The sequence below is a fragment of the Nocardiopsis exhalans genome (assembly GCF_024134545.1).
Taxonomy (GTDB): Bacteria; Actinomycetota; Actinomycetes; order Streptosporangiales; family Streptosporangiaceae; genus Nocardiopsis; species Nocardiopsis exhalans.
Window position 1 is genome coordinate 4,252,229 of record NZ_CP099837.1, and the last position, 24,309, is coordinate 4,276,537.

The following is a 24,309-nucleotide window of genomic DNA, read 5'->3' on the forward strand; positions in this document are numbered from 1 at the left end:
CGACACAGGTCTACTTGCTGTGTCCTGTGGTGGACGCCGGACCGCCTGGCGGCGGTTCGGCTGCCCTTGTCCCGCTACGCGGGAAACCTGATTCCCCCACCGGCTAAAGCCGGTGGTCCCCTCAGGAGGATTTGATGGACCTGCTGCCGGGCGGAGTGGAGGAGATCCTGGGCGCCCGGCCCTCGGCCGAGGAACACGCGCGCCGAATCCTGCGCGCGGTCGGCCTGGAGCGCGAAACGGGGGTTCAGGGAGAAACGGCGAAGGAGGGGCCCGAGAACGCTCCCCTCCACTCTTGACCTGTGGCGCGTCCCGGGGCTTGCGGCATGCCCCGGGGCATGCCGCACAATCGTTCTTCGTCGCCCGAAACTCCAGGTGAGCGGGGTTAATCAGGTGAGCGGGAGGGCGCGTTGTGGACGTGATCGTGGTCGACGGCGGGCCGAACGGGCTGCTACTCACCGGAGAGCTGCGCCGACCCCGGCTCCGATAGCCTGCGACCGGAAAGCGACGAAGGGATCGAGATGGGCGAGGTGCAGGAGCTGCCCGAACGCAGCCGCGAGGTGGCGCGGGCCCTCGAAGCGCTCGGGGCGCGGGGACGGGTACGTGTGCTGCCCGCCTCCACCCGCACCGCGGCGGAGGCCGCCCAGGCGCTGGGCTGCGAGGTCGGCGCGATCGCCAACAGCCTGGTGTTCACGGCCGACGACAAGCCGCTGCTGGTGATGACCAGCGGTCGGCACAAGGTGGACGTCGCCCTGCTGGCCGAACGCCTGGGGAAGACCCGTATCCGGCGCGCCAAACCGGAGGAGGTCCGGGCCGCGACCGGCCAGGCCATCGGCGGGGTCGCGCCCATCGGCCACCCGGCCCCGGTGGAGACCGTGGTGGACCCCGCCCTGGCCGACTACCCCACCCTGTGGGCGGCGGGCGGAACCCCGAACACCATCTTCCCCACCGACCACGCCGAACTGCTCCGCATCACCGGCGGCACCGAAACCTCCGTCAACTGACCTCCGCTCCGGCCCCGGTGGCCTTCTACCGACACTGCCACCGGGCACGGCCGTGTCCGATGGTCACCGGGGTGCCGGGGTCGCCTCCGTAGCGGTGGGGTTCGGGGAGCGGACAAGGAAGGCGGCAACGAACACCCCGAGCAGGCACACCGCCGCGATCACCGCGTAGACCGTGCCGGTGGCCTGGCCCAGCGCGGTCAGTGCGGGCGCCGCTCCCGGCTCGCCACCGGTGGAGAGGGAAGCGGTGAACGCGGCGCCCATCCCGAGGGTTCCCAGTGCCGCGCCGAGTGGAAAACTGCTGTTGACCACGCCCGTGGCCATGCCCACCCGTTCGGCGGGCACCACCGCGGTGGCCACCGCCATCAGCGGCGCGTTGACCACCCCGTTGGCCAGCCCCCACAGGGCCATCGTCGGCAGGTACCAGAGCGGGTCGTGCACATTCCACGCCTGCCAGGCGAACACCGCTCCGCCCGCGGTGAGGAACACGAAACCGAAGGTCATCACCGACCCGGCGGAGAACCGGGCCTGGGCCTTGCCCGCGGCCAGGGCACCGACGACGGTGCCCACGCCCACCGGGAGGATCAGCAGTCCGGTCTCCAACGGGTTGAGCCCGTGCCCGTCCTGGAGGTAGAGGACGAAGTACACGGTGCCGCCGATCAGGCCCACCCTGGTCAGAAGGGCCAGGACGGTCACCCCGAGGAAGGACCGGATCCGGAACAGGGCCAGATCGAGAACGGGAAGCTCCACCCGGCGCTGGTGCAGCGCGTACCCGAGGGCGAACACGGCGGCCGCCCCGGTCCACACCGCGACCCACCAGGAGCCGCCGTCCTGCGCCGCGGTCAGTCCCAGGTTGACCAGGAGCAGCACCAGGGCGACCAGTACCGCGCCGGTCCAGTCGAACCCCGCTCCCCGGGCGCGCCGCGTGTCCGGGCTCAGCACGCGCAAGCCCACCAGTAGCGCGACGGTCCCGATCGGCAGGTTGATCAGGAACATGGAACGCCACCCGGCCGTTTCGACCAGGAATCCGCCCAGGACCGGGGCGAGCGTGGCTGCGGCCATCAGCGAGGCCGTCCACACCGCGATCGCCATCGGCCGCCGATCCTCGTCGTAGGCGCGACTGAGCAGGGGCATCACGTTCGCGGACACCACTGCCGCGGCCGCACCCTTGACCAGCCGGAACGCCACCAGCGAGGTCAGGTCCCAGGCCAGGCCGCACAGCAGGGAGGCGACCGTGAACACGACCACGCCGCACAGGAACATCGTGCGCGCGCCGATCCGGTCACCGAGCGAGGCGGCGGGCAGGACGAGGGTGCCGAAGGCGAGGGTGTAGCCGACCACGACCCACTGGAGGCCGACGAGCGTGGCCCCGGGCAGGTCGGCGCCGATCTGCGGCAGGGCGACGGCGACGATGGTCAGGTCGACCGCCATGAGGGCGGCGGCGATGACCAGGACCGCCAGGGTCCAGCCTGGTGAGGGGGATGCAGCGGTTTTCATCGAGCTCCAACACGGGAGGAGAGTGTCGGGGTCCGCGGGGACGGGCCAAGGCTAGTGCGGGAAGAGTAGAGCGGCAGCACCCGCCCCCTGGTTCACGGTCAGTCGAGCGGGTAGCCGTTCTGGGCCAGGCAGGCGTCGTTGTCGACGAACCCGTGGGCGGTATCGCAGGGGTCCATCCCCTCGGGCCGGTAGAACGGGTCGTCGGGGATCGGAATCGTGTCCCCGGGCGGAGGCGCGGGGTCCGGCTGAAGGCTCGGTGCCTCGGGGGCCTGGGACTCTTGGGGCGCCTGGTGGATGCTCGAACCCGTGGCGGTGGCGCTGGCCGGAGGTTCGGGGCCACGGGGTTCGGGCGAGTCCCGTTCCTCGGGTTCGACGAAGAACTCCCGTTCGGGTGCGTCCTCCTCGACCGGGGTCTGGGCGGCACAGGCGCTCAGGATCAGGGCCGAGACCAGGGTCAGGACCGCTGCGGCAAAACCGGAAACACGCATCTGTGCTCTCCTCTGTCAACAGAGGTAAGGACGCCGCCGGGGGTCGGCCGGTTGTCCGGCTATGTAACCGCTCAGCTCTCAGCGGCGCAAGAGCTTGCCGGTCGCCCAGGCGACGAGGCCGCAGACGGCTCCGACGAGGGTTCCGGTGACCAGACTGCTCAGCGCCGCGAAGCCGCGCACGATCACCTCCTGGAGCGCGGGCGAGAGTCCGCTGAGATTTCCCCCGAGGCTCGGCGGCGCACCATCCCAGGCGGTGTTCCAGAGGATCTGGTGCCCGAGCACGAGAAGAACCCCGTACACCGCGCCCACCGCCAGGAGGGTCAGGAACGGGTTGGGCACCCGGCGCCACAGCACCACGGCGATCCACATCAGCGGTGGCACGAACACGAACAGCGCGTTGACGAAGGTGCCCTCCTGAATGATCCCGAGGTCGTGCAGGGCCACCCGGGGCGCCGCGATCAGCGCGAGGGCGACGACGGCGAGGAACGGCAGCCCCAGCCCCTCGCGCTGGCCGGGCTGGCCGGGCTGGCCGGACGAGGGGGAACGGTCTGCTGAGTCCATGCCCCCACGCTAGGAACGCCGGGACCGGAGCACGTCAGCCCCAGGTCTCGACCTCTTACGTCGACGGGCGCCACCCGTCTCCCCGTCTGCGTCGTACCCGGCCCGTGCGGGGCGGTGTGCGGTACGGTCGCTGCGAAGCTCGGGCCCGCGCGCCCGCCCCGGGAAGGACGCCCCCACATGACCAGAACCGGTTGGATCGCTGCCGTGGTCAGCACGGTGATCGCCCTGATCGTCGGGTTCGGTACCGGTTGGTGGGCCCAGCGGGCCGCCACGGCCTCACCCGAGCCCGCCACGGCCGCCCAGCGGCCGCACCCCGACGACGTCGAGGACCGGCCCGAGACCGGGTTCGAGGCGGTCGTCGTCAGTCTGGACGAGACCCACGACTTCGGTGACGGCCTCACCATCCATCTGAGCGGTTTCGAGCGCGGGGTCGAGCAGAGCGGAATAGACCCGGTCAGCGGGCAGGAGGGCGACCTGCCCTACCTCTCCTGGACGGTGGAGGTCGCCAACGAGGGCGACGAGACCGTACCGACCGGCCTGGTGACCAGGTCCTGTTCGGTCGGCGACCCCCTGCGCGAGTCCGGTTCCCCGGTGCTGGGCGACAGCGTGAACCCGCCCGACAGCCTGGACCCCGGCCAGTCCGGCTCCTGGGACGAGGACTGCTGGGCGGACGAGGGGGACACCCAGATCCGGTACACGGTCGAGTTCCACGACCAGGACTTCGTCCCGCTCTACCCGCCGGTGACCTTCGCGGGCACGGTCGACTGACACCGGCGGGCCCGCCTTCCCGAGTCGGGGAAGGCGGGCCCGTGGCGTCTGACCGGGGAACGGGGCTGCACGGCCAACGGGGCTATCCGGTGAACAGGGCGGCCGCCTGGATCGCGGTCCGCGTCACCCCGTATCCCAGGGCCGCGATCACGACCACCCACAGGAAGATCGCGGCGGCCTTCGACGCCCGGTCACGTGTGCTCTGCTCCATCGGTTTCTCCTTCACCGACTCCATCGGGGCTCCTTCGGCGGGTTCGGCAGGCTCGGCTGGCGGGGTCACACGCGCTCACGGGACGGGTCGGTGGTCGCGGGTTCCGCCTCCGGATTCGGCTCGGCCTTCGGTAGGGGCCGCACCAGCGCGTTGGCTGCGAACCCGACCGCCATCACGCCCACCATCAGGTACAGCGAGAAGGTGTAGAGGTCGGCGCCGGAGCGGCCCGCCGCGAGCTGCTGGTCCGCGATCACGTTGACGATCAGCGGTCCGGCGATCCCCGCGCACGACCAGGCGGTGAGCAGGCGGCCGTGGATGGCACCGACGTTGAAGGAGCCGAACAGGTCCTTCAGATACGCGGGGATGGTCGCGAAGCCGCCGCCGTAGAAGGACAGGATGACACCGGTGACGGCCACGAAGAACACCACCGAGTTGGTCCCGGCCACGGCGATCAGCAGGTAGAGCAGGCCGCCGATGCCCAGGTAGCCGATGTAGGTGCGTTTACGGCCGAGGAGGTCCGAGGTGGAGGACCACACGAAGCGCCCGATCATGTTGCACAGGGACAGGAAGCCGACGTAGCCCGCCGCCTCGGCCGGGCCGACGCCGCCGAAGAAGTCCTGGACCATGGGCGCGGCCTGTTCGAGGATGCCGATGCCCGCGGTGACGTTGCAGAAGAGCACGATCCACAGCAGCCAGAACTGGCGGGTGCGGAAGGCCTTCTCGACGCTCACGCCCTCGGAGGCGGGCTCCGCGGCGGGGGCGGCGCCCGCGCTGTCCGCCGGGGGCTCCCAGCCGTCCGGCCGCCAGCCGGGCGGCGGGACCTTGACCGTCATCGCGCCGAGCATCATGGCGGTGAGGTAGACGGCGCCGAGGATGAGGAAGGCCGGGACGATGGCGTCGGCGGGGGTGTCACCGAAGCGTTCCAGGAGCGCGGCGGACAGGGGTGAGGCGATGAGGGCGCCGCCGCCGAAGCCCATGATCGCCATGCCGGTGGCCATGCCGGGCCGGTCGGGGAACCACTTGATCAGGGTGGACACCGGGGAGATGTAGCCGATGCCGAGGCCGATGCCGCCGAGGAAGCCGTAGCCGAGGTAGAGCAGCCAGAGCTGGCCGGTGGCCACGCCCAGGGCTCCGACCAGGAAGCCGGTGCCCCAGAACAGGCCGGAGACGAACATGGCCTTGCGCGGCCCGTTGCGCTCCACCCACTTGCCGCCGAAGGCGGCGGACAGTCCCAGCATCACGATGGAGATGCTGAAGACCACGCCGATGGCGGTCAGCGTGGTGTCGAAGCGCTCGACCAGCGGGGTCTTGAAGACGCTGAACGCGTACACCTGGCCGATGGACAGGTGGACCGCGAGTGCCGCGGGCGGAATGAACCAGCGGCTGTAACCGGGCGGAGCGACACTCTTGTCACGATCGAGAAACGCCAGCACTGACCATCCTCACGATTGATTTCCGGCCCGGAATACGTATCCGCTTTCCTTGTTTTCCGCATCAGCGGCAACAAGCACGCGCTATCGTCACACCTTTTGTGACAGGAATCAAATACACGTTTATTGTCGAGCGATAAGCGTTGGTTATCGAGGACCGCACGGGTGTCCGGAGACTGTTCCCGGGGTGCCCCGAGAGCGCTCCCGGTGACCGTCCTGAGAGCGCTCCCGGCGAGCGTCACCGAGTGGTATCGGGGGCGGTTCCGGTGGGGTGGTAGCGGTCGATCCGGGCCTGCGGATCGGTGTCGGACAGGGTGTCCAGGAGGGCGCGGGCCAGGACCGGTTCGGGATCCCGGTCCGCGACGACCAGCCCGATCTCCTTACTCACCTCGGGTTCCACCAGCGGGATCGCGCGCATGCCCTCGGGTACGGAGTGCAGGGCCAGCCAGGCGTGCGGCATCACCGCCGACCACCGGTTCTCCTTGACGTACGAACACAGTGCGCTCACCGAGTCGGTCTCGACCTTGGGCACGGCCTCCGCCCCCGCCCGGCGAAAGGCCTGGTCGATGATGCGGCGGTTCTGCATGTCCGAGGACAGCAGGCACAGCGGCACCTCGGCCGCCTCGGCCCAGGTGATGGTCTCGTGCCCGTCGAGCAGGCCGTGTTCGGCGGTGAGCAGGGCGTAGCGCTCCCGGTAGACGGGGTGCTTGCGCACGTGTTCCAGGGGTTCGTTGTCCACGTAGGTCAGCCCGACGTCGATCTGGTAGTCGGCCAGGCTCCGCTGGATCTCGTCGGAGGTCATGGAGGCGATCGACAGGGTGACCATCGGGTGGCGTTCGCTGAAGGTGCTGGTGATGAGTGCGATCGAGCTCAGGGTGGTGGGTATGGCCCCGATGCGCAGACGACCGCTGAGCCCTTCGCGCAGGCTCCGGACGTTGTCCACCAGGGTGTCGTGCTCGGCCAGGACCCGCTGCGCCCAGGCGACGATCCGCTCCCCCTCGTGGGTGAACCCGATGAACCGGTTGCTCCGCCGGACGATGGGGACGCGGAACTCCGCCTCGAGCTTGCGGATGGCGGCGGACAACGCGGGCTGGGACACGTGGCACGCCCGGGCCGCACGGGCGAAATGCCGTTCCTCGGCCAGCGCGGTCAGGTACTTCAGCTGGCTCAGCAACATCGCGCAAGAATACATGCGCCCGATCCCGACAACAACAACGTTGAAGTCCTTGATATCGTTCGGTCCATTCAGCCGCAAAAATCTGGGCCGCAAACATTCGGGACCTCTGGACAGAGGCCGACTCGGTGAGAGAATTCGAACTGTGACACACCACGACTCGGACATGCCCGATCCAGCACAGGACGCGCCGGAGGTCGGGCCCCCCAAGAAGAGCGCGGCGGGGATCCCGGCCGTGATCAACAGCGTGCGCCACGTCAACGACCAGGCCGGGGTGCGGCGCGGGCTGCCCGCGATGCTCGCCCTCAACCAGAAGGGCGGTTTCGACTGTCCCGGATGTGCCTGGCCCGAGCCGGACAAGCGCCACAAGGCGGAGTTCTGCGAGAACGGCGCGAAGGCGGTCGCCGAGGAGGCCACCCGCCGGACCGTGGGCGCGGACTTCTTCGCCCGGCACCCGGTCGCCGACCTGTTCGAGCGCTCCGGGTACTGGCTGGGCCAGCAGGGCCGCCTGACCGAGCCGATGTACCTGGCCGAGGACGCCACACACTACGAGCCGATCTCCTGGGACCGCGCCCTGGACCTGGTCGCCGACGAGCTGCGCGGGCTGGAATCGCCCGACGGCGCGGTGTTCTACACCTCGGGGCGCACCAGCAACGAGGCGGCTTTCGCCTACCAGCTGTTCGCCCGCCAGCTCGGCACCAACAACCTGCCCGACTGCTCCAACATGTGCCACGAGTCGTCCGGGTCGGCGCTGGTGGAGACGCTCGGTGTGGGCAAGGGCAGCGTGTCCCTGGAGGACGTGTACGAGGCCGACCTCATCATCGTGGCCGGGCAGAACCCGGGCACCAACCACCCGCGGATGCTCTCGGCTCTGGAGAAGGCCAAACGGCGCGGGACCCGCATCATCACGGTCAACCCGCTGCCGGAGGCGGGTATGAAGGCCTTCCGCAACCCCCAGTACGCCCGCGGCCTGGTCGGGAGGGGCACCGAGCTGACCGACCTGTTCGCGCAGATCAGAGTGGGCGGCGACCTGGCGCTGTTCTCGGCGGTCAACCGGCTTCTGCTGGCGGCCGACCGGCGCGGCGAGCAGGTCCTGGACCACGCGTTCGTCGACGAGTTCACGCACGGGTTCGAGGACTTCGCCGAGGCGCTGCTGGCCGAGCCCGAGGACGAGTTCTGGGCCCGGACCGAGCGCGACACCGGGCTGGCCCGCGAGCTGATCGAGGAGATCGCCGCGATGACGGTGGCCTCGGAGCGGATCGTGGTGTGCTGGGCGATGGGGCTGACCCAGCACAAGCACTCGGTGCCCACCATCCGCGAGGTGGTCAACTTCCTGCTGCTGCGCGGCAACGTGGGTCGGCCGGGCGCGGGCGTGTGCCCGGTGCGCGGCCACTCCAACGTGCAGGGCGACCGCACGATGGGCATCTTCGAGCGGCCCGCCGCCTCCTTCCTGGACGCGCTGGACGCGGAGTTCGGGATCGAGTCGCCGCGCGGGCACGGGCACGACACGGTCAACGCGATCCGGGCGATGGGGCGCGGCGAGGTGGGCGTGTTCTTCGCGATGGGCGGCAACTTCGTGGCGGCCAGCCCGGACACCGGGGTGACCGAGGAGGCGATGCGCCGGGTGGGGCTGACGGTGCACGTGTCCACCAAGCTGAACCGTTCGCACGTGGTGACCGGTGCGCGCGCCCTCATCCTGCCCGCGCTGGCCCGGTCCGACCGCGACGTGGTCGACGGTCAGTCGCGGTGGGTGACGGTGGAGGACTCCATGGGGCTGGTGCACGCCTCGCACGGGGTGCTGGCGCCGCTGTCCGAGGGCATGTACGCGGAGGTGGACATCGTCCGCGAGCTGGGGCGCAGGCTGTTCGGCGACTCACCCGTGGACTGGGACGCGATGGCCGACTACGACCGGATCCGCGACCACGTCGCCGGGGTCGTGCCGGGGTTCGAGGACTTCAACGCCAAGGCGCGGCGGCCCGGGGGCTTCGCGCTCCCGCACGCCCCGCGCGACGACCGGAAGTTCCCGACCGCGACCGGCCTGGCCAACTTCACCGCCAACGGCACCTACGCCCCCGAGGTTCCCGAGGGGCGGCTGCTGCTGCAGACGCTGCGCTCGCACGACCAGTACAACACCACGATCTACGGGCTCGACGACCGTTACCGGGGCATCCGCCACGGTCGGCGGGTGGTGCTGGTCAACCCCGAGGACGCCCGGGAGCTGGGGCTGGCGGACGGCGCCTACACCGACCTGGTGGGCGAGTGGTCCGACGGCCGGGAGCGGCGGGCGCCGCACTTCCGGGTGGTGCACTACCCGACGGCGCGGGGCAGCGCGGCGGCGTACTACCCGGAGACCAACGTGCTGGTGCCGCTGGACTCCACGGCGGACGTGAGCAACACCCCCACCTCCAAGTCGGTGGTGGTGCGCTTCGAACCGTCGACCCAGCGGGTCTAGGCTCCGTCCGTTCCGTTCGCGGGCCCCTGAGTATCCGTGCTCAGGGGCCCGCGGCGCGGATACGCCATGCTGGGGGCACAACCGAACAAGGGAGCACCGTGCGACACCTCCTCTCGGCCTCGGTGGACAACGCGCCTTCGCGTGTCTACCTGGCGACCGCCGCCCTCCTGCTGGTCGGAGCGGCCTTCGTGTACCTTGGCCCGGGATTCGACTCGGGTATACCGGAACTGGCGCTGGCGGTGCTGCTCCTGCCGTGCGGAGCGCTCGCGGTCCTGGCTTTCTCGCTGCTGGACATGGCCCTGGACGGGATGCTCCCCGAGGCGCAGCTGCCCGTGTTCTTCGTGTTCTTCGTGCTGGCCGCGCTGGGCAACGCGCTCCTGCTCGGCCTGGCCGGGCGTGCGGTGCGTGCGCTCACGGCCAGGCGGCGGGGGGCCGGTCACTGAGGGCCGGGGCGGCGGCGCCGGGACCCCAGGGACCTTCGGCCCCTGCGCCACCGGGGCCGCCAGGGCAGCCAGGGCAGCCACGGCTCCTCCTGCGGATGGGGCACCCGGGGTTCGTCGAGCTCGCCCTGGAGGACGTTCTCGACCTCGTCGAACCTGATCCCGGCGAAGACCATGATGTCGCTGGCGACCATCTCCACCGCGAGGTGGGTGGCGTGGGTGACCGGGTCGTCGCCCGGAGCCCCGGGCCCGTAGGCGCGCGCCGACCCGAGCACCCGTTCAACCGCCTGTTCGCGGGCCTGGCGGCTGCTGAGGTCGTCGGCCAGGGTGGCCAGCGCATCAGCCATACCCAGCACGATGGGCGCCAGCTCCCGTCGTTCCTGCGCGCCCATCGACGTGGTGGTCCTGGAGAGGAAGAGGCAGCTCTCGCCGAGCAGGATCAGCCGTTCGATGACCTCGTCCTCATCCAGCACCGGCTGCGGATCGCCCCAGCGGATGGTGGAGAGCCGGATCGTGGACCTGCTGTTCTCCCGGGCCTTGCTGAGCGCCGCCATGGGGTTGCTCAGCCCGCCGAGCCTGTTGACCACCTGTTGGCTGCAGGCCTCGCCGTCCTCGCTGAGTGAGCGCCCGACCACGGCGAGCATATCGGCCATCTCGTTGAGCGCGTCCTCCTCGATCCGGCGCAGCATGGCCACGAGTCGGGCCGGGAAGAAGAGCTGGCTGAAGGCCAGGGCCACCCCCGCACCGATGAGCGCGTCGACGAACCTGTCGGCGCCCGGGCTGGCACCGTCGACGAAGATCGTGGTGAGGACGGCGCTCGCGGCGGCCTGGGCGAGCACGATCCGCTCGGTGTTGATCGCCGCCGCGGCGGCCGTGGCGATCGCGACGGCCATCGTCATGGCCAGGGTTTCGTGGTCGGTGACCCAGAGCGCGAACTCGCCCGCGAGGATGCCGAGGAACACGCCCGTGAGCAGTCGCACGGCGTTGGCCCCGCGTTCTCCCCCGGCGGCGTTGAGGGCGATGGCGGCGGCGATCGGCGCGAAGAAGGGGCTGTGGTCCTGGACGAGACCGCCCGCGATGGTCCAGGCCAGCGTGGCGGCGATGACGACAAGCACGATGAGGGAGGCCTTGGCGTACAGGCGTGCGCGCGCCTGCGCCAACGCGGACCGGATCCTGTGCCTGAGGGGGCGGCCTCCGCGGGACAGCTCTGCCATGTTCTCCTCACCGGCGAAGGGGCACTCCTTCGGGGGCGGGGGACGACGCTTCCCTTGATACCGGCCAGGAGGGGGAAAGTGTGGTTGCTGGGTCGGCGTTTCGCGCTGGGCGGGGGCCGGGCGGCTCTGGCGCGCGGGGCCACCCGTACTGTGTCGGCATGCCTACGATCTACCTGATCCGCCACGGTAAGGCCTCCCCCGAGGCGGCGGACTACGACGAGCTGAGCCCCACCGGATACGAACAGGCGCGCCTGCTGGGCGCCGAACTCAAGCGGCGTGAGCTGAACGTGGGCCCCGTGGTGTCGGGGTCGCTGCGCCGCCAGCGCCAGACCGCGGTCACCGCGCTGGCCGAGGCCGGGATCGATGTCGAGCCCGCCGTGGACGAACGGTGGAACGAGTACGACCACCTTCATCTGCTGGGCCGCTACCCGGTCGGGACGGGTTCGCTCCAGGAACGGCTGGACGCCTCCCTCACCTCCTGGACCGGTACGGACGACACCGACGAGGGTTCGTGGACGTCGTTCCGCACGGGGGTGCGGTCGGCGCTGGGTGAGGTCGCGACCTCACTCGGCAAGGGACAGACCGCCCTGGTGTTCACCTCGGCGGGGGTGATCGGGGCGGCCTGCTCGACGCTGCTGGGCACCCCGGCCTCCGGGTTCATCGCGATGAACAGGGTGGTGGTGAACGGATCGGTGAGCAAGCTGGTGCACGGGCGCGGCGGCACTCAGCTGTTGTCGTTCAACGACCACGCCCACCTGGAGCACGGCGGCCCGGAGCTGATGACCTACCGCTGAGCGGAATTTTTCTGCGCCCATGACATACCGACCAGTCGGTCCCGGTTTCCGCCTGGACGCGGGACCGGGACCGGGGCCGGACACCGCCGCGTGCCCGTGTGCGGCTCCAGGGCAGGCACGGCATTCTGGAAGACATGACCGAGCACTCCTCCCCCGCCCCCGCGACCGGAACCGCTCCTGACATCGAGCACCTGGCCGCCACGTTGCGCCGTCGTCGCGCCGAGTTGGCCGACGCGAAGGCGGCCCGGATCGGCGACGGCGATATCGTCCACGAACTCACCACCCGGCTGTGGGTGGGCGTGGAGATCCCGGCGGTGGTCTGCGCGGCCGCCCCGGACCCGATGCGGCTGCGCCCCTCCACCAGCCCGGTCACCTGTCTGCGCTGCCGCTCCCGACGTTCGGGCAGCGGCCGCGAACAGGTTCCCGGCCAGGAGGAACTGTGGAGCTGAGCCCGCCGGGCCAGCAGTTCGCCGCCGCGTTCGCCCGACCCGGTTCGGCGACCCCCGTCAGGCGGAGCACGGTGTTTCAGGAAGAGCGTTCGGCGGCGCGGGCCAGGGCGGCGCGCAGCCCCAGTTCATAGCCGAGGACCCCGCAGCCGGCCACGTACCCGGCGGCGACCGGAGCGGTGACGGAGGTGTGCCGGAACTCCTCACGGGCGTAGACGTTGGAGATGTGCACCTCCACCACGGGCGCCTCGATCGCGTCGACGGCGTCGCGCAGGGCGATGCTGTAGTGGGCGTAGGCGCCGGGGTTCATCACGACCCCGGCGTAGTGGCGGGCGGCGTGGATGCGGTCCACCATGCCGCCCTCGCTGTTGGTCTGCGCGCACACGACCTCCACCCCCAGCTCCCTGCCGAGCGCGGTCACCCGCTCTTCGACCTCGGCCAGGGTGGTGGTTCCGTACTGCTCGGGGTCGCGGGTGCCCAAAAGGTTGAGGTTGGGGCCGTTGAGCAACAGGACGGTGGGCGTCTTCTCGGGCATGCGCGCTTCCTGGCGTCGTTTCGGGCTGGTGGGACCAGGTTAGACCCGCGGGGCCAGGTGCCCCGCCTCACCCGGGCCTTGCCTCGGCCAGGTAGCATACCGACCAGTCGGTTCTTTACTTTGGGAGGCAACCCGTGGCGTCCACCCTGCTGTCCGCGCGCGACCTGCAGTTCCTGCTCTACGAGTGGCTCGACACCGAGGCCCTCACCCGGCGCCCCCGGTACGCCGACCACTCCAAGGAGACCTTCGACGGCGCCCTGGAGCTGGCCGAACGCGTGGCCGCCGACCACTTCGCCCCGCACAACAAGGCCAACGACGCCAACGAACCCCACTTCGACGGCGAGCGCGTCCACGTCATCCCCGAGGTGAAGAAGGCGCTGGAGGTCTACGCCGAGACCGGGCTGTCCTCCATCGCCATGGACGCCTCCGTGGGCGGCGACCAGATCCCCCGCGTGGTCTCCAGCGCCTGCAACGCCTACTTCCAGGCCGCCAACCTGGGCAGCTCCGCCTACCCCTTCCTCACCTCCGGCAACGCGTCCCTGCTGGTCGCGCACGGTTCCCCCGAGCAGGTCGACACGTTCGTGCGGCCCATGGTGGAGGGGCGCTTCACCGGCACGATGTGCCTGTCCGAGCCGCAGGCGGGCAGCTCCCTGTCCGACATCACCACCCGCGCCGAGGCCGCGGACGACGGCACCTACCGGGTCTTCGGCAACAAGATGTGGATCTCGGGCGGCGACCACGAGCTGACCGAGAACATCGTCCACCTGGTCCTGGCCAAGATCCCCGGCGGCCCGCCCGGGGTCAAGGGCATCTCGCTGTTCATCGTGCCCAAGTACCTCGTCAACGAGGACGGCTCACTCGGCGAGCGCAACGACGTCGTCCCCGCCGGGCTCAACCACAAGATGGGCTACCGGGGCACCGTCAACGCGCTGCTCAACTTCGGCGAGGGCCGGTACACCCCACAGGGAGCGCCTGGAGCTGTCGGCTACCTGGTGGGCGAGCCCCACCAGGGCCTGAAGTACATGTTCCACATGATGGACGGGGCCCGGATCGGGGTGGGCGCGGGCGCGATGGCGGTCGGCTACACCGGTTATCTGAAGTCGCTCCAGTACGCCCGCGAGCGCCTCCAGGGCCGCCCGCTGGGCGCGAAGAACCCCGAGGAGCCGCAGATCGCCATCATCGAGCACACGGACGTGCGCCGGATGCTGCTCGCGCAGAAGAGCTACGTGGAGGGCGCCCTCGCCCTGGTCCTGTACTGCGCCCGCCTCGTGGACGAGAAGGCCAGCGCCGAGGACCCCGAAGCCGCGGAGCGGGCCCAACTGCTGCTGGACGTGCTCACCCCGATCGTGAAGAGCTGGCCCTCCCAGTGGTGCCTGGAGGCCAACAGCCTCGCCATCCAGGTGCACGGCGGATACGGCTACACCCGCGAGTACGACGTGGAGCAGCACTACCGGGACAACCGGCTCAACGCCATCCACGAGGGCACCCACGGCATCCAGGCCCTGGACCTGCTGGGCCGCAAGGCCGTCATGGACGGCGGCGCCCGGCTGTCGCTCCTGGTGGACACGGCCCGCGCGACCGCGGAACGGGCTCGGAAGCTGGGCGGCCGCGAGGCCGAGTACGCCGAACTGCTCGACGCCGCCCTGAGCCGCACCGCCGAGACCGCCGCCGCCACCTGGTCCGAGGGCGACCCGGCGGTGGCCCTGGCCAACGCGACCCCGTACCTGGAGGCGGTGGGGCACGTGGTGGTGGCCTGGCTGTGGTTGGAGCAGCTGGTCGCCGCGCACGGCAAGGAGGGCGGTTTCTACGAGGGCAAGCGTGCCGCCGCCGCGTACTTCTTCCGCCAGGAGCTGCCCCGCACCGGCCCCCAGTTCGACCTGGTCACCTCCCGCGACCGCACCGTCCTGGACGTGTCCCCCGACGTGCTCTGAACGCCCGGGGCGGGACGGCAGACCCTGCTGGCGCCAGGTCACTGAACGCCGTTTTCCTGGCGTCGCGGCACGAACCACGAGCCTCTGGTCCGCATCGAAACGTGTCGAGTGTTCCCGTCGCCTTGGAAAGGCCCCCATGCGTTCTGTGACCGGACGGCTGTCCGCGCTCGCTCTGCTCCCCGTCCTCGCCACGGTGACCGCCTGCGGTGCCGCACCGCTGGAGCTCCAGGCCAGTGACCGCCTGAACGGCCTGCTGCTGACCGCCTCCGACTACCCGCGGGGGTACACGGTCGAGGCGGTCGACGTCGAGGACTTGGAGGACACCTCCCCGGGATCAGCCGATCTGGGTGCCGTCGATCCCGCCGAGTGCGCCAGCATCCTCGGCGGCGGCGCGAGCGAACTGCCCGACAGCGCCGTCGAGGGTGCCGGTCAGGTGGCCTCCCATGGGGAGGACGCCTCCGTTTACGCCTACATCCTGGTCTCGGGTGACCTGGGCGAGGACGCCCTCGACACCACCGACTACGACGCCATGCTCCGGGAGTGCTCCGAGATGACGGTCACCTCGGAGGGGCTGCGCATGGACGCCACCATCGGATCACTGACCTCCCCCGCCCTTCCGGAGACGGGCGGCATACTCACCATGAGTTTGGAGGGCGAGGGCATGGAGATGACGATGACCACTGCCTGGGGGCAGGTGGACGACGTCTTCTTCACACTCATGCTGATGGGCTTCGATACAGCTTCGGGACCGGTCACGGGCCTCCCGTCCGGGGATGCCCGCGACCGGTGCCGCGACGCGAACAACCCCGTCGTCTGTATGAGGGAAGCCAGTGAGACGGAAGCGGAGGAGGCCTCCGAAGAGGCCCGCCAACGGTCCCTGGACGAGTTCGAGGAGGTACTCTCCGCGGCCGTCGCCAAACTGGAGCAGGGCGTGTGAGCGGGGCTGGTCGGACCGGGGCGGCGGGGGCCCCTCCTGCCTCGCGACGACCAGTGACTGGCGGACCACAAAAGCACGCCGCGTGAGGAACACGGGACGGCCGCCCGCTGCCCCTCGGCGACGGGCGGCCGTCCCGTGTTCGGACAGCGCCCGCCGAATCGCGGCTCAGGCTGGGCGCAGCCGCCCGGTCTCGGGGACGTCGAGGACGAACACGTGGCCGAGGTCGGCGTCCTCGTAGCCGTAGTCGGCGTTGGCCACCCGCATGCGTTCCGGGGTGACCTCCACGATCCGCACGGTGATCGGTTCCTCTCGGTTCGGGAGGGTCAGGAGCCAGGGCCCGGCCAGGTAGGACAGGCCCAGGTTGTCCAGGGCGACGCGGGCCTCGGCTTCGGGGAGCGGGCCGGTGACGGGGTGGCCGAACGGGGTGAGGGGGACGTGGCCGCCGGGCTCGGGTCTCAGGTAGCCCAGGACCTCTCCGTCCTCCTCTCTGTGGTGAGGGCTCCAGTGCTCGGGGATCACCCGCCCTCCCCCGACAGACGGCGCTCGGCGTAGACCCGCATGGCCTCGCTCTGGTAGTCGGCCAGCCCCGGGGCCACCCGCTCGTAGACCTCGCGCCAGGGGCCGTCCTCGGCGTAGACCCTGCCCAGGTGGGCGAAGGAGTCCGCGTCAGGGGCCCACATGAGGCTGACCTGCTGGTAGTGGATATCGATCTCGGCCTGGACGTCCGGGGAGTCGGGCGGGCTGCCCGCCCTGAGGTGCCCGGCCATCCGGGTCATCTGCTCGGCCGCCTCGGCCCGCATCCGGTCGGCCTCCTCCGGGGTGATCCGCTCCCCGGCGGCTTTGGCCTGGTCCCACTGCTCAGGCCAATCGGTGCGTGCACGCTCGGTGTAGTGGTCGGTGTCGAAGCCCGCGAAGAGCTCCTCAGGGTTGCTGGACACGTCGTTCTCCTCCAATGCGTCGACGGTGCGACGTACGGTCTCGACGAGGAGGCTGAGCCGGTCGCGTTCGACCTCGAGGTCGTGCAGGTGCTGGCGCAGGGCCGTCACCTCGTCGTGCTCGGAGTCCAGGACCCGGCGGATGTCCGCCAGGCCCAGGCCGAGCTCGCGCATGACCAGGATCCGTTGGAGTCTGCGCAGCTCGCGCCGGCCGTAGTGGCGCAGCCCGCCCGGCCCGGTGCTCTCCGGGAGCAACAGGCCCACGTGGTGGTAGTGGCGCAGGGTCCGGGAGGTCACCCCGCTCATCCGGCAGACCTCGCCCATCGGCCACGACATGGCTTCTCCCCTCGTCGGGCCGGTGTTCTCCGGCCCGGAAACGACGCTAGGCGTTGACGCTACGTCAAGCGCAAGTCGGGGAGAGTTCGGTGTGCCGAACCGCTGTGAAAGGGAAGGGTGAGAGGTACCTCCGGCGCGGAAGGAAGGGCGCCCCCACAACAGAACACGAGGCAGTCGTGCGGAAACTCATCCCCCAGGACCCGACACACATCGGCCCCTACCGGCTGACCCACCGCCTCGGCACCGGTGGCATGGGGCGGGTATACCTCGCCCGTACACCTTCGGGGGCACAGGTGGTCGTCAAGGTGGTGCTGCCCTCCCTCCTGGAGGAGTCCAGGCTGGTCGAGGGCGGCACGGACTACCGCGGGCGGTTCGCCCGCGAGGCCGAGCTGGCCTCCCGGGTCGACGGCTTCTACACCGCCGAGGTCGTGGACAGCGACCCCGAAGCCGACTCCCCCTGGATCGCCTACGCCTACATCCGGGGCCGCTCGCTCAGGGAGGCCCTTCAGGAGGGGCCGCTCGACCCGCCCTCTCTGCGCGCTCTGGCCGCGGGTCTCGCCGAGGGGCTCCAGGCCATCCACGGCAGCGGGCTGATCCACCGCGACCTCAAACCGGGCAACGTCATCCTGGCCGAGGACGGGCCCCGCATCATCGACTTCGGGGTGGCCCGTCCCACCGAGGGCAGTTCCATGACCGCCACCGGCCACCTGTTCGGCACGCTGCCCTACATGTCGCCCGAGCAGGCCGAGGGGGCCCCACTGTCCACCGCTTCGGACGTGTTCGCGCTGGGCACCCTCCTGGCGTACGCCGCCACCGGCCTCAATCCCTTCGACACCACATCCGGACCCCGGGTCCTGTTGCGGCTGGTCAGCCCGCCACCGGTCGGGATCCTGACCTCCTTACCACCGGACCTGCGCTCCCTCATCGCCAGCTGCTGGAACCACGACCCCGAGCTGCGCCCCTCGCCTCGGCTGATCATCGAACGCTGCGCGCACGAGGACCTCCCCCGTACCTGGCCGCCCCGGCTGCTGCCGCCCCGGGCGTCGGCCCCGCCCGACCGACTGCGCTCCGAAGGGCCCACGCGGCCCTCGTGGCCCCCGAATCCTCCCCAGGACGACCGGACACCACAGCCCGGCGCTCCGGGGGACGGAACGACACCCCCACGTCCCGGTACAGCCCGCTGACGGGCCGGCTGCCGTTCGAGCGCACGCGGGAACCCGCTCCGCCCGGCCCCTGGCGGGGTGCGTTCCTGGCGCTGGCGGGAGCGATCATCGCACTCGTGGTCGGGGTGTCCGTGTGGCTTGGGCCCTGGTTCGACAGCGCTGGGAAGGTTCGGACGGTCAGGTCGGCGCCGGGCCCCGTCACCCGCGCCGTCTCCCGTCCCCTCCTCCGACAGCGCAGCGCAGACCCTCTGGGCAAACGGGCGGGCCGGTATCCCCGGTGAGGTGCTGGGAAGCACCGGCGGCGCCGACCTGTGGCCCCTGGCGGTCAGCCCGGACGGTTCCCTTCTGGCCACCGTGGGAGCTGACCGGCTGGTGCGCGTGTGGGACGTCGCCGGACGCGAGGAGCTGCGACAGCTCACCGGCCACAGCGCCTTCACCCGGGGTGTGGGTTTCTCCCCCGACGGCGCCACCCTCTACACCTGTTCTGACGACGGCACGGTCCGTGCCTGGCCCGCCAGGGGCTGGCCCGGGGCCGGTCAGATCGCCTCGCGGCGTTGCAGGTAGCTGAAGGCCGCCCAACCGGGCAGGACCGGGAACCAGAAGGTCAGCAACCGGAAGAGCAGCACCGCGGGCAGGGCCACGGCGGCGGGGATGCCGGCCACCGCGGTGAGCCCGCCGATCAGGGCCGCCTCGACCGCTCCGAGCCCGCCCGGGGTGGGCGCGGCCGAACCGATCGCGTTGCCCGCCAGGAAGACCACGGCGACCGCGACCAGGCTCACGTGGAGCCCGGGCCCGGCGAACGCCAGGACCGAGAAGTGCAGGCACAGCACGAACGCCACGGTCAGCAGAAGGGTGCCGCCCACCCCGAGCAGGAGGCTGGCCGGGCGCTGGAGCATGTCCAGCAGCCGGGGCAGGACCCCGCTGAGGTAGGGGCGCAGCCGTGAGGTGACGGCACGGCGCATTTTCGGGTGCAGGAGGACGGCGGCGACGCAGGCGGTCCCGGCGATGACGATGACGGCCACGGTGGGCGAGGGGGTGAAGCCGGTCCAGTAGGAGGTGCCGGTCAGGTAGGCGCACACCAGGAGCAGCGGCACGTGGATCAGGAAACCGACCAGCTGGGTGAGGCCGACCGCGGACAGGGCCAGGGAGGTGGGCACCCCCGACTTGATCACGAACCTGCTGTTGATCGCGATCGACCCCAGTCCGGCCGGGGCTGCGATGCGCACGAACGACGCCGCGTACTGCACCAGGAGGGTCCGCCACCAGGACAGGGGTGCCGGGACGAAGCCGATCAGCACCATGGCGGCGGCGAACATGCAGATGGTGGCCATGACCAGGGCGGCCATCGCCCAGCCGGGATCGGCGTGGCGGACGGCGGACAGCTCCACCCCGGAGAGCTGGTAGACGAGTACCAGGCCGACCAGGGTGGCGACCACGACGCTGACGATGGTGCGCGGGCGCATCCGTTCCAGGCGCGCGGGTTCGGCGGGGGCCTCGGGGGCGACCGCCGCGATCTGCCGTCTCAGCTCGCCCAGGAGCTTGCGGTCGGAGCGGCTGAGCTCGGCGCGCAGGCCGTGCGGCAGGCCCGGGGGCTGGAGCAGGGGCAGGACCGCGGCGGTGGCGGGCACCCCCAGCGCCCGCACGGCCGAGGCCACCGCGCGCTCGGGGCCCACCCGCAGCGCCAGCAGGGTGATCATCGCGGCCGTGTCCAGCAGAGTCCTGAGCTGGGGTGCGGCGACCGCGCCCCGGTCTACCCCGGTCAGGGCGGCGGTCCCGGGGGCGGAGGCGTCGGCCTCCGGGGCGCCGGTGCCGGTGCCATTGGCGTTGGCGGAGGTCCGGGCGTGTGCGCGGGCGCGGGCGAGCACGCCGACCGTGCTGCTGTTGAGGTCGCCGTGGGCCACGCGTCTGCGGTGCAGCAGGCCGAGCTGGCGCCAGAGGCCGTCGATCAGGGTGTCGGTGATCTCCGCGGGGTCCAGGGTGGCCAGGCTCCTGACCTCGGAGCGTTCGCGGACCAGGAGAACGGTGCCGGGGGTGAGCTCGCCCAGAGCCAGGACGCGGGGGACGTCCACCCCGGCGTCGCGGGCGACGGAGCTCATCAGGGTGGCGTGCTCGGCGCGTCTGCGCACGCCGTAGAGCATGCGGGGGGCGACCGGGCCGCGGAGCAGGAGCAGGTCGAGCAGGCGCTGCCAGAACGCCCTGGAGTTCTCGGAGTTGAGCACGGACAGCTCGATCTGGCGGCCGTCGGCGAGGTCGGCCAGGTAGAGGGGGTCGCCTTCCTGGTTGGTCCCTACCAGGGTGATGCGGTCCGCGGTCAGGCCGAAGCGGTGGAGTTCGGCGTGCATGCGGCCGGTGGCGGGCGGCGGGACGCTGGTGCTGATGGCGTAACGGGTCAGGGCGGCACAGGTCAGACCGACGAGGATGGTGAAGAGGACGGCGAGGATGCTGGTGACCCCGGCCATGACCGCGGTGACCGCGACCACGGTGTTGGTCCCCCACAGCAGGGAGCGTACCCGCGGCTGCCCGGTGGGCATGGTGCGGGTGAACGCGATCCCGGCCGCGACGTAACCGAGGGTGGCGGCGGTCAGGACGCCCTCGGGGAGCCCGGGGAGCGGGCCGGCGCTGTAGGTGGCGTTCTCCAGCTGGGCGTTGACGTAGGACGTCATGGCGTAGGCCGACACCGCCGCGACGATCGCGCGCAGCAGATCACGCAGCTCCCTGACGAACAGCGTGCGCAGGACGACGAAGACCATCAGGACGATGAGCGTGAGGTTGGCGCTCACGGCGACGGTGAAGAGCAGCCAGGACGGGATCACCGCGCGGAGCTGGGTGGCGTCGTCGGTCGGCGCACCGTCGGCGATCGCGTCGCCGACGAGGATCAGGACCACGAAGACCAGGAAGAGCCCGGCGATCCCCGCCAGCAGGTCGACGGGGCTGCGCGGGGCACGTGCCGCGGTTCGGCCCGGGGCGGGGGGCGGTGTGTCGGTTGGGGTTGTTGTCACGGGACAAGCCTGCCCGACTCATGGGGATTCGGGCGCCAGGGGTGGGGGTGTTTCGCCCGGCCCGTTCCGCCGTACCGGACCGGCCACTGGCTGCCCGGGCACGCGGACGGCGCCGCCGGTTCGGGTCCGGCGGCGCCGTGGTCGGGTCCGTCGCTGCCTGTGGGGCAGGCGTTGCCTACGGGTTCCCCGGGCGGGGCTACTCGGGCAGGGGGATCAGGCCGCGCTGGTAGGCGCGGACGAGGTTTCGGGGGACGCGGTACTCACGCCCACGGATGTGGACGGTGACCAGCTCGGGGGTGGTGGCCTTCCACTGGGATCGGCGCGTGCGGGTGTTGGACCGCGACATCTTGCGCTTGGGTACGGCCATGTGACCTGCTGCCTTTCGGTTCGGGTTCCGGGACTCGTGCCGCGGAGGCGTGTTCGGGGGCCCGGGCGGTGCGGAGCAGAGGAGAGGGCGGTGGGCCGTGTGCCCACCGCCCGTCGGCTCGCCGTTCACCGGACCCTGTGCGGATCCTGGTTACTTGCGCTGGTAGCGGCGCTGGAAGCGCTCCACCCGACCTGCGGTGTCCACGACGCGGGCGGTGCCGGTGTAGAACGGGTGGCTGGCGCTGGAGATGTCCACGTCGACGACGGGGTAGGTCCGCCCGTCCTCCCACTCGACGGTCTTCTCGCTGGTGCGGGTCGACCGGGTGAGGAAGGCGAAGTCGGCCGCCTTGTCGCGGAAGACGACGTGCTTGTACTCGGGGTGGATGTCCTTCTGCATACGGGTCTCCGTAGGGTTCGGGCCGTCGGGCGTCGGCTGCGGGGCGTGCTCCTCGCGGAATGCGGGTCAGCGCTCCTCGCGGAACTCGACGTGGCGGCGGAGTTTGGGGTCGTACTTGCGCAGGACCAGGCGGTCGGGGGTGTTGCGTCGGTTCTTCCGGGTCACGTAGGTGGTCCCGGTCCCCTCCGTGGACTTGAGCTTGATGATGGGCCGAACGTCGTTGCGTGCCATGAGCGCCTCCTCTGGGATGTCAGACCTGCCAACCAAATGATAACCGTTTTCATTCCCAGTAGAACCACGCGACCCCAGGCGCCGCCACACGCCCCAATGCGCGGGAAAAGCTACTTTCTGTGATTACCTCGTGACAAATAGTTGAGATCGGTGCGGTGCGCACCCCGGGTCGGAGGAGAGCCATGGTGTCCGAGCACAGTCCCAGCCGACGACAGATCCTGCGGGGCGGAGCGGGGATCGGCGCCCTGACCGCCGCGGCCCTGTTCGGCGACGCCTCCCGCCCGGCCCCAGCCGCCGCAACCGTCCCCGACACCGGTTCAGCGCCCGGCTTCACCGGGGTCCCGGCGGCCCGGGCCGACTCGATCACCGTCCCGCCCGGCTACACCGCCCGGGTCCTGCTCCCCTGGGGCGCGCCGCTGCACCGCGACACCCCTCGCTGGCGGGCCGACGCCACCGACGGGGCCGACACCGCCGCGCGCCAGGTCGGCACCGGACACAGCGGGCTGCACTACGTTCCGCTGCACCCCGGCCACGACGGCGGGCGGCGCGGGCTCATCGTGGTCAACCACTCCTGGATCGACCCGGTGCTGCTGCACGCCGACGGCGGACGCTCGGCCAACGGCGCCCGCACCGACAAGGAGATGGCCTCCCTCGGGGTGACCGTGGCCCGCGTCGAACTGACCGACGGGCGCTGGCGGGTGATCGACGACGAACTCAACCGGCGCCTCACCGCCACCTCGCCCACCACCGTCGCAGGCCCCCTGGCCGGGCACCGGAGCCTGGAGACCGGCACCGATCCGGCGGGGGTCATCGGCGGTTCCGCGCACGCCACCACCCCCTGGGGCACCTATCTGACCGGAGAGGACACCCTCACCGACGTCTTCGGCACCGACGAGCGGGGATGGAACGCCACCGCCGCCCAGCGCCGCTACGGGCTCACCGCGGACGGTTCGTCCTACGGCTGGCACACCCACCAGAGCCGCTTCGACCTGGCCCGCGAACCCAACGAGGCGCACCGGTTCGGCTGGACCGTGGAGATCGACCCCCTGGATCCTTCTTCCCGGCCCGTCAAGCGCACGGCGATGGGACGGCTGGCGCACAGCGGCGCGGCCGTCACCGAGTCCCGCGGCCGCGCGGTGGTCTACATGAGCGACCGGACCCACATCTACAAGTTCGTGGGCGAACGGCTCTGGCGCGATTCGCGGGGCCGGGGCCCGGCGCCGCTGGACGCGGGCACCCTCTACGCGGCCCGATTGGACTCAGGCGGCCTGGGCACCTGGCTGCCCCTGGTGCACGGCCGGTCCGGGCTGACCCGCGGCGACGGTTTCACCGACCAGGCCGACGTACTGCTGCGGGCCCGCGAGGCCGCCGACGCGGTGGGAGCCACCGAGCTCCGGGGGCCCGGCAGCCCGGCCGTGCACCCGGAGACCGGAACGGTGTACTGCCCCGAGGCGTCCGGAAGCGGCTCCGGGCGCGTGCTGTCATGGACCGAGGGCACGGGCGACCACGGGGCGACCCTCTTCTCCTGGAGCGAGTTCGCCCGGGCCGGGGCGCCTTCGGGCGACGGTCAGGGGGCGGTCTTCGCGGCTCCGGGCGGGGTGCACTGCGGGGACGACGGCCGACTGTGGATCCGCACGGATGTGGCCCGGCTCGGCGATACGGCCGAGGGGGCGCGCGAGCGGGTCGGCAACAGCGCGCTGCTGTGCGCCGACCCTGCCAGCGGCGAGGTACGCCGTTTCCTGACCGGACCGCACGGCTGCGGGATCGCGGGGACCACGGCCAGCCCGGACCAGCGCAGCCTGTTCGTCACCGTGCAGGGGCCGGGTTCGGCCTCGGCCCGGCTGGGCGGCCCCACGGTGGACGACCCGCGCGCGCTGAGCAACTGGCCGGGGTTCGACCCCGCCGGACGGCCCCGGTCCGCGGTCGTGGTGGTGCGCAAGGACGACGGCGGGATCATCGGGACCTGAAGGGGCCGACCGGGGTAGGGCGGGCCCGTAGCCGGAAGG

The 24,309-nt window shown here is 71.3% G+C and carries 26 protein-coding genes; 12 read left to right on the forward strand and 14 right to left on the reverse strand.

Features of this window, described 5'->3' with window-relative positions:
- Positions 1-134: 134 nt before the first annotated feature.
- Both NE857_RS18815 and NE857_RS18820 read left to right on the forward strand, forming a co-directional pair.
- Entirely contained in the window at positions 135-296 is a 162-nt protein-coding gene (locus NE857_RS18815; protein WP_254416969.1) for a hypothetical protein, read from the forward strand.
- A gap of 222 nt (positions 297-518) precedes the next feature.
- Positions 519-1,001 carry a YbaK/EbsC family protein gene (locus NE857_RS18820; RefSeq protein ID WP_254416970.1) on the forward strand — a complete coding sequence of 161 codons (483 nt, stop codon included), beginning with the start codon at positions 519-521 and terminating at the stop codon, positions 999-1,001.
- A gap of 63 nt (positions 1,002-1,064) precedes the next feature.
- Here NE857_RS18820 and NE857_RS18825 read toward each other — a convergent pair whose 3' ends face one another.
- From NE857_RS18825 to NE857_RS18835, 3 genes are all read right to left on the reverse strand, one after another.
- Positions 1,065-2,495 (reverse strand): MFS transporter, encoded by a 1,431-nt coding sequence (locus NE857_RS18825; RefSeq protein ID WP_254416971.1) that lies wholly within the window; start codon positions 2,493-2,495, stop codon positions 1,065-1,067.
- Positions 2,496-2,593: 98 nt separating this feature from the next.
- Complete coding sequence (locus NE857_RS18830) at positions 2,594-2,983, reverse strand: hypothetical protein (RefSeq protein WP_254416972.1); 390 nt, start codon at positions 2,981-2,983, stop codon at positions 2,594-2,596.
- Positions 2,984-3,061: 78 nt separating this feature from the next.
- Complete coding sequence (locus NE857_RS18835) at positions 3,062-3,544, reverse strand: hypothetical protein (RefSeq protein WP_254416973.1); 483 nt, start codon at positions 3,542-3,544, stop codon at positions 3,062-3,064.
- A gap of 177 nt (positions 3,545-3,721) precedes the next feature.
- On the opposite strand from NE857_RS18835, the gene NE857_RS18840 reads away from it, so the two are divergent.
- Positions 3,722-4,312 (forward strand): hypothetical protein, encoded by a 591-nt coding sequence (locus NE857_RS18840; RefSeq protein ID WP_254416974.1) that lies wholly within the window; start codon positions 3,722-3,724, stop codon positions 4,310-4,312.
- An 82-nt stretch (positions 4,313-4,394) separates the two neighbouring features.
- On the opposite strand, the gene NE857_RS18845 is transcribed toward NE857_RS18840, so the two are convergent.
- The 3 genes from NE857_RS18845 to NE857_RS18855 all read right to left on the reverse strand — a co-directional run bounded on the left by NE857_RS18845 (position 4,395) and on the right by NE857_RS18855 (position 7,130).
- A complete protein-coding gene (locus tag NE857_RS18845; RefSeq protein WP_254416975.1) occupies positions 4,395-4,547 on the reverse strand; it encodes an MFS transporter small subunit in 153 nt (50 codons plus the stop codon).
- Between the two features lie 41 nt (positions 4,548-4,588).
- Complete coding sequence (locus NE857_RS18850; RefSeq protein WP_254416976.1) at positions 4,589-5,956, reverse strand: L-lactate MFS transporter; 1,368 nt, start codon at positions 5,954-5,956, stop codon at positions 4,589-4,591.
- Positions 5,957-6,191: 235 nt separating this feature from the next.
- On the reverse strand, positions 6,192-7,130 hold the full coding sequence (locus tag NE857_RS18855) for a LysR family transcriptional regulator (RefSeq protein WP_254416977.1): 939 nt from the start codon (positions 7,128-7,130) through the stop codon (positions 6,192-6,194).
- 163 nt (positions 7,131-7,293) lie between these two features.
- Between NE857_RS18855 and NE857_RS18860 the strand changes: the two genes are divergently transcribed.
- The gene (locus NE857_RS18860; protein ID WP_254422031.1) at positions 7,294-9,579 is read left to right on the forward strand and encodes an FdhF/YdeP family oxidoreductase; all 2,286 of its coding nucleotides are present in this window, start codon (positions 7,294-7,296) and stop codon (positions 9,577-9,579) included.
- Between the two features lie 98 nt (positions 9,580-9,677).
- Positions 9,678-10,022, forward strand: coding sequence for an SCO4225 family membrane protein (locus NE857_RS18865; RefSeq protein ID WP_254416978.1), 345 nt, complete (start codon positions 9,678-9,680; stop codon positions 10,020-10,022).
- Here NE857_RS18865 and NE857_RS18870 read toward each other — a convergent pair.
- Positions 10,016-11,233: an FUSC family protein gene (locus NE857_RS18870; protein ID WP_254416979.1), complete on the reverse strand. Its 1,218-nt coding sequence runs from the start codon at positions 11,231-11,233 to the stop codon at positions 10,016-10,018. The two genes, NE857_RS18865 and NE857_RS18870, sit on opposite strands and share 7 nt — an antisense overlap.
- 158 nt (positions 11,234-11,391) lie before the next feature.
- Between NE857_RS18870 and NE857_RS18875 the strand changes: the two genes are divergently transcribed.
- Positions 11,392-12,027, forward strand: coding sequence for a histidine phosphatase family protein (locus tag NE857_RS18875; RefSeq protein ID WP_254416980.1), 636 nt, complete (start codon positions 11,392-11,394; stop codon positions 12,025-12,027).
- Between the two features lie 134 nt (positions 12,028-12,161).
- A complete protein-coding gene (locus tag NE857_RS18880) occupies positions 12,162-12,476 on the forward strand; it encodes a hypothetical protein (RefSeq protein ID WP_017582327.1) in 315 nt (104 codons plus the stop codon).
- Positions 12,477-12,552: 76 nt separating this feature from the next.
- Here the strand turns inward: NE857_RS18880 and aroQ are convergent, their stop codons facing one another.
- Positions 12,553-13,008 carry a type II 3-dehydroquinate dehydratase gene (gene aroQ, locus NE857_RS18885; protein ID WP_254416981.1) on the reverse strand — a complete coding sequence of 152 codons (456 nt, stop codon included), beginning with the start codon at positions 13,006-13,008 and terminating at the stop codon, positions 12,553-12,555.
- A 134-nt stretch (positions 13,009-13,142) separates the two neighbouring features.
- On the opposite strand from aroQ, the gene NE857_RS18890 reads away from it, so the two are divergent.
- Both NE857_RS18890 and NE857_RS18895 read left to right on the forward strand, forming a co-directional pair.
- A complete protein-coding gene (locus tag NE857_RS18890) occupies positions 13,143-14,939 on the forward strand; it encodes an acyl-CoA dehydrogenase (RefSeq protein WP_254416982.1) in 1,797 nt (598 codons plus the stop codon).
- A gap of 136 nt (positions 14,940-15,075) precedes the next feature.
- Entirely contained in the window at positions 15,076-15,876 is an 801-nt protein-coding gene (locus tag NE857_RS18895; protein WP_254416983.1) for a hypothetical protein, read from the forward strand.
- A gap of 165 nt (positions 15,877-16,041) precedes the next feature.
- On the opposite strand, the gene NE857_RS18900 is transcribed toward NE857_RS18895, so the two are convergent.
- Both NE857_RS18900 and NE857_RS18905 read right to left on the reverse strand, forming a co-directional pair.
- Positions 16,042-16,395, reverse strand: coding sequence for a hypothetical protein (locus NE857_RS18900; protein WP_254416984.1), 354 nt, complete (start codon positions 16,393-16,395; stop codon positions 16,042-16,044).
- Complete coding sequence (locus NE857_RS18905) at positions 16,392-17,147, reverse strand: MerR family transcriptional regulator (RefSeq protein ID WP_254416985.1); 756 nt, start codon at positions 17,145-17,147, stop codon at positions 16,392-16,394. Before NE857_RS18905 ends, NE857_RS18900 begins: the two co-directional genes overlap by 4 nt.
- A 176-nt stretch (positions 17,148-17,323) precedes the next feature.
- Between NE857_RS18905 and NE857_RS18910 the strand changes: the two genes are divergently transcribed.
- Both NE857_RS18910 and NE857_RS18915 read left to right on the forward strand, forming a co-directional pair.
- On the forward strand, positions 17,324-18,331 hold the full coding sequence (locus NE857_RS18910) for a serine/threonine-protein kinase (RefSeq protein WP_254416986.1): 1,008 nt from the start codon (positions 17,324-17,326) through the stop codon (positions 18,329-18,331).
- A 261-nt stretch (positions 18,332-18,592) separates the two neighbouring features.
- Positions 18,593-18,874: a WD40 repeat domain-containing protein gene (locus tag NE857_RS18915; protein ID WP_254416987.1), complete on the forward strand. Its 282-nt coding sequence runs from the start codon at positions 18,593-18,595 to the stop codon at positions 18,872-18,874.
- Here NE857_RS18915 and NE857_RS18920 read toward each other — a convergent pair.
- From NE857_RS18920 to rpmG, 4 genes are all read right to left on the reverse strand, one after another.
- The gene (locus tag NE857_RS18920; RefSeq protein WP_254416988.1) at positions 18,847-21,309 is read right to left on the reverse strand and encodes a lysylphosphatidylglycerol synthase transmembrane domain-containing protein; all 2,463 of its coding nucleotides are present in this window, start codon (positions 21,307-21,309) and stop codon (positions 18,847-18,849) included. The two genes, NE857_RS18915 and NE857_RS18920, sit on opposite strands and share 28 nt — an antisense overlap.
- A 196-nt stretch (positions 21,310-21,505) precedes the next feature.
- Positions 21,506-21,676 (reverse strand): 50S ribosomal protein L32, encoded by a 171-nt coding sequence (gene rpmF, locus NE857_RS18925; RefSeq protein WP_254416989.1) that lies wholly within the window; start codon positions 21,674-21,676, stop codon positions 21,506-21,508.
- Between the two features lie 150 nt (positions 21,677-21,826).
- Positions 21,827-22,072: a type B 50S ribosomal protein L31 gene (locus NE857_RS18930; RefSeq protein ID WP_184364393.1), complete on the reverse strand. Its 246-nt coding sequence runs from the start codon at positions 22,070-22,072 to the stop codon at positions 21,827-21,829.
- A gap of 66 nt (positions 22,073-22,138) precedes the next feature.
- Positions 22,139-22,303 carry a 50S ribosomal protein L33 gene (gene rpmG, locus NE857_RS18935; protein WP_017582317.1) on the reverse strand — a complete coding sequence of 55 codons (165 nt, stop codon included), beginning with the start codon at positions 22,301-22,303 and terminating at the stop codon, positions 22,139-22,141.
- Between the two features lie 182 nt (positions 22,304-22,485).
- On the opposite strand from rpmG, the gene NE857_RS18940 reads away from it, so the two are divergent.
- Positions 22,486-24,270, forward strand: a complete 1,785-nt coding sequence (locus NE857_RS18940; protein ID WP_254416990.1) for a PhoX family protein — start codon at positions 22,486-22,488, stop codon at positions 24,268-24,270.
- The last annotated feature ends 39 nt before the right edge of the window (positions 24,271-24,309 follow it).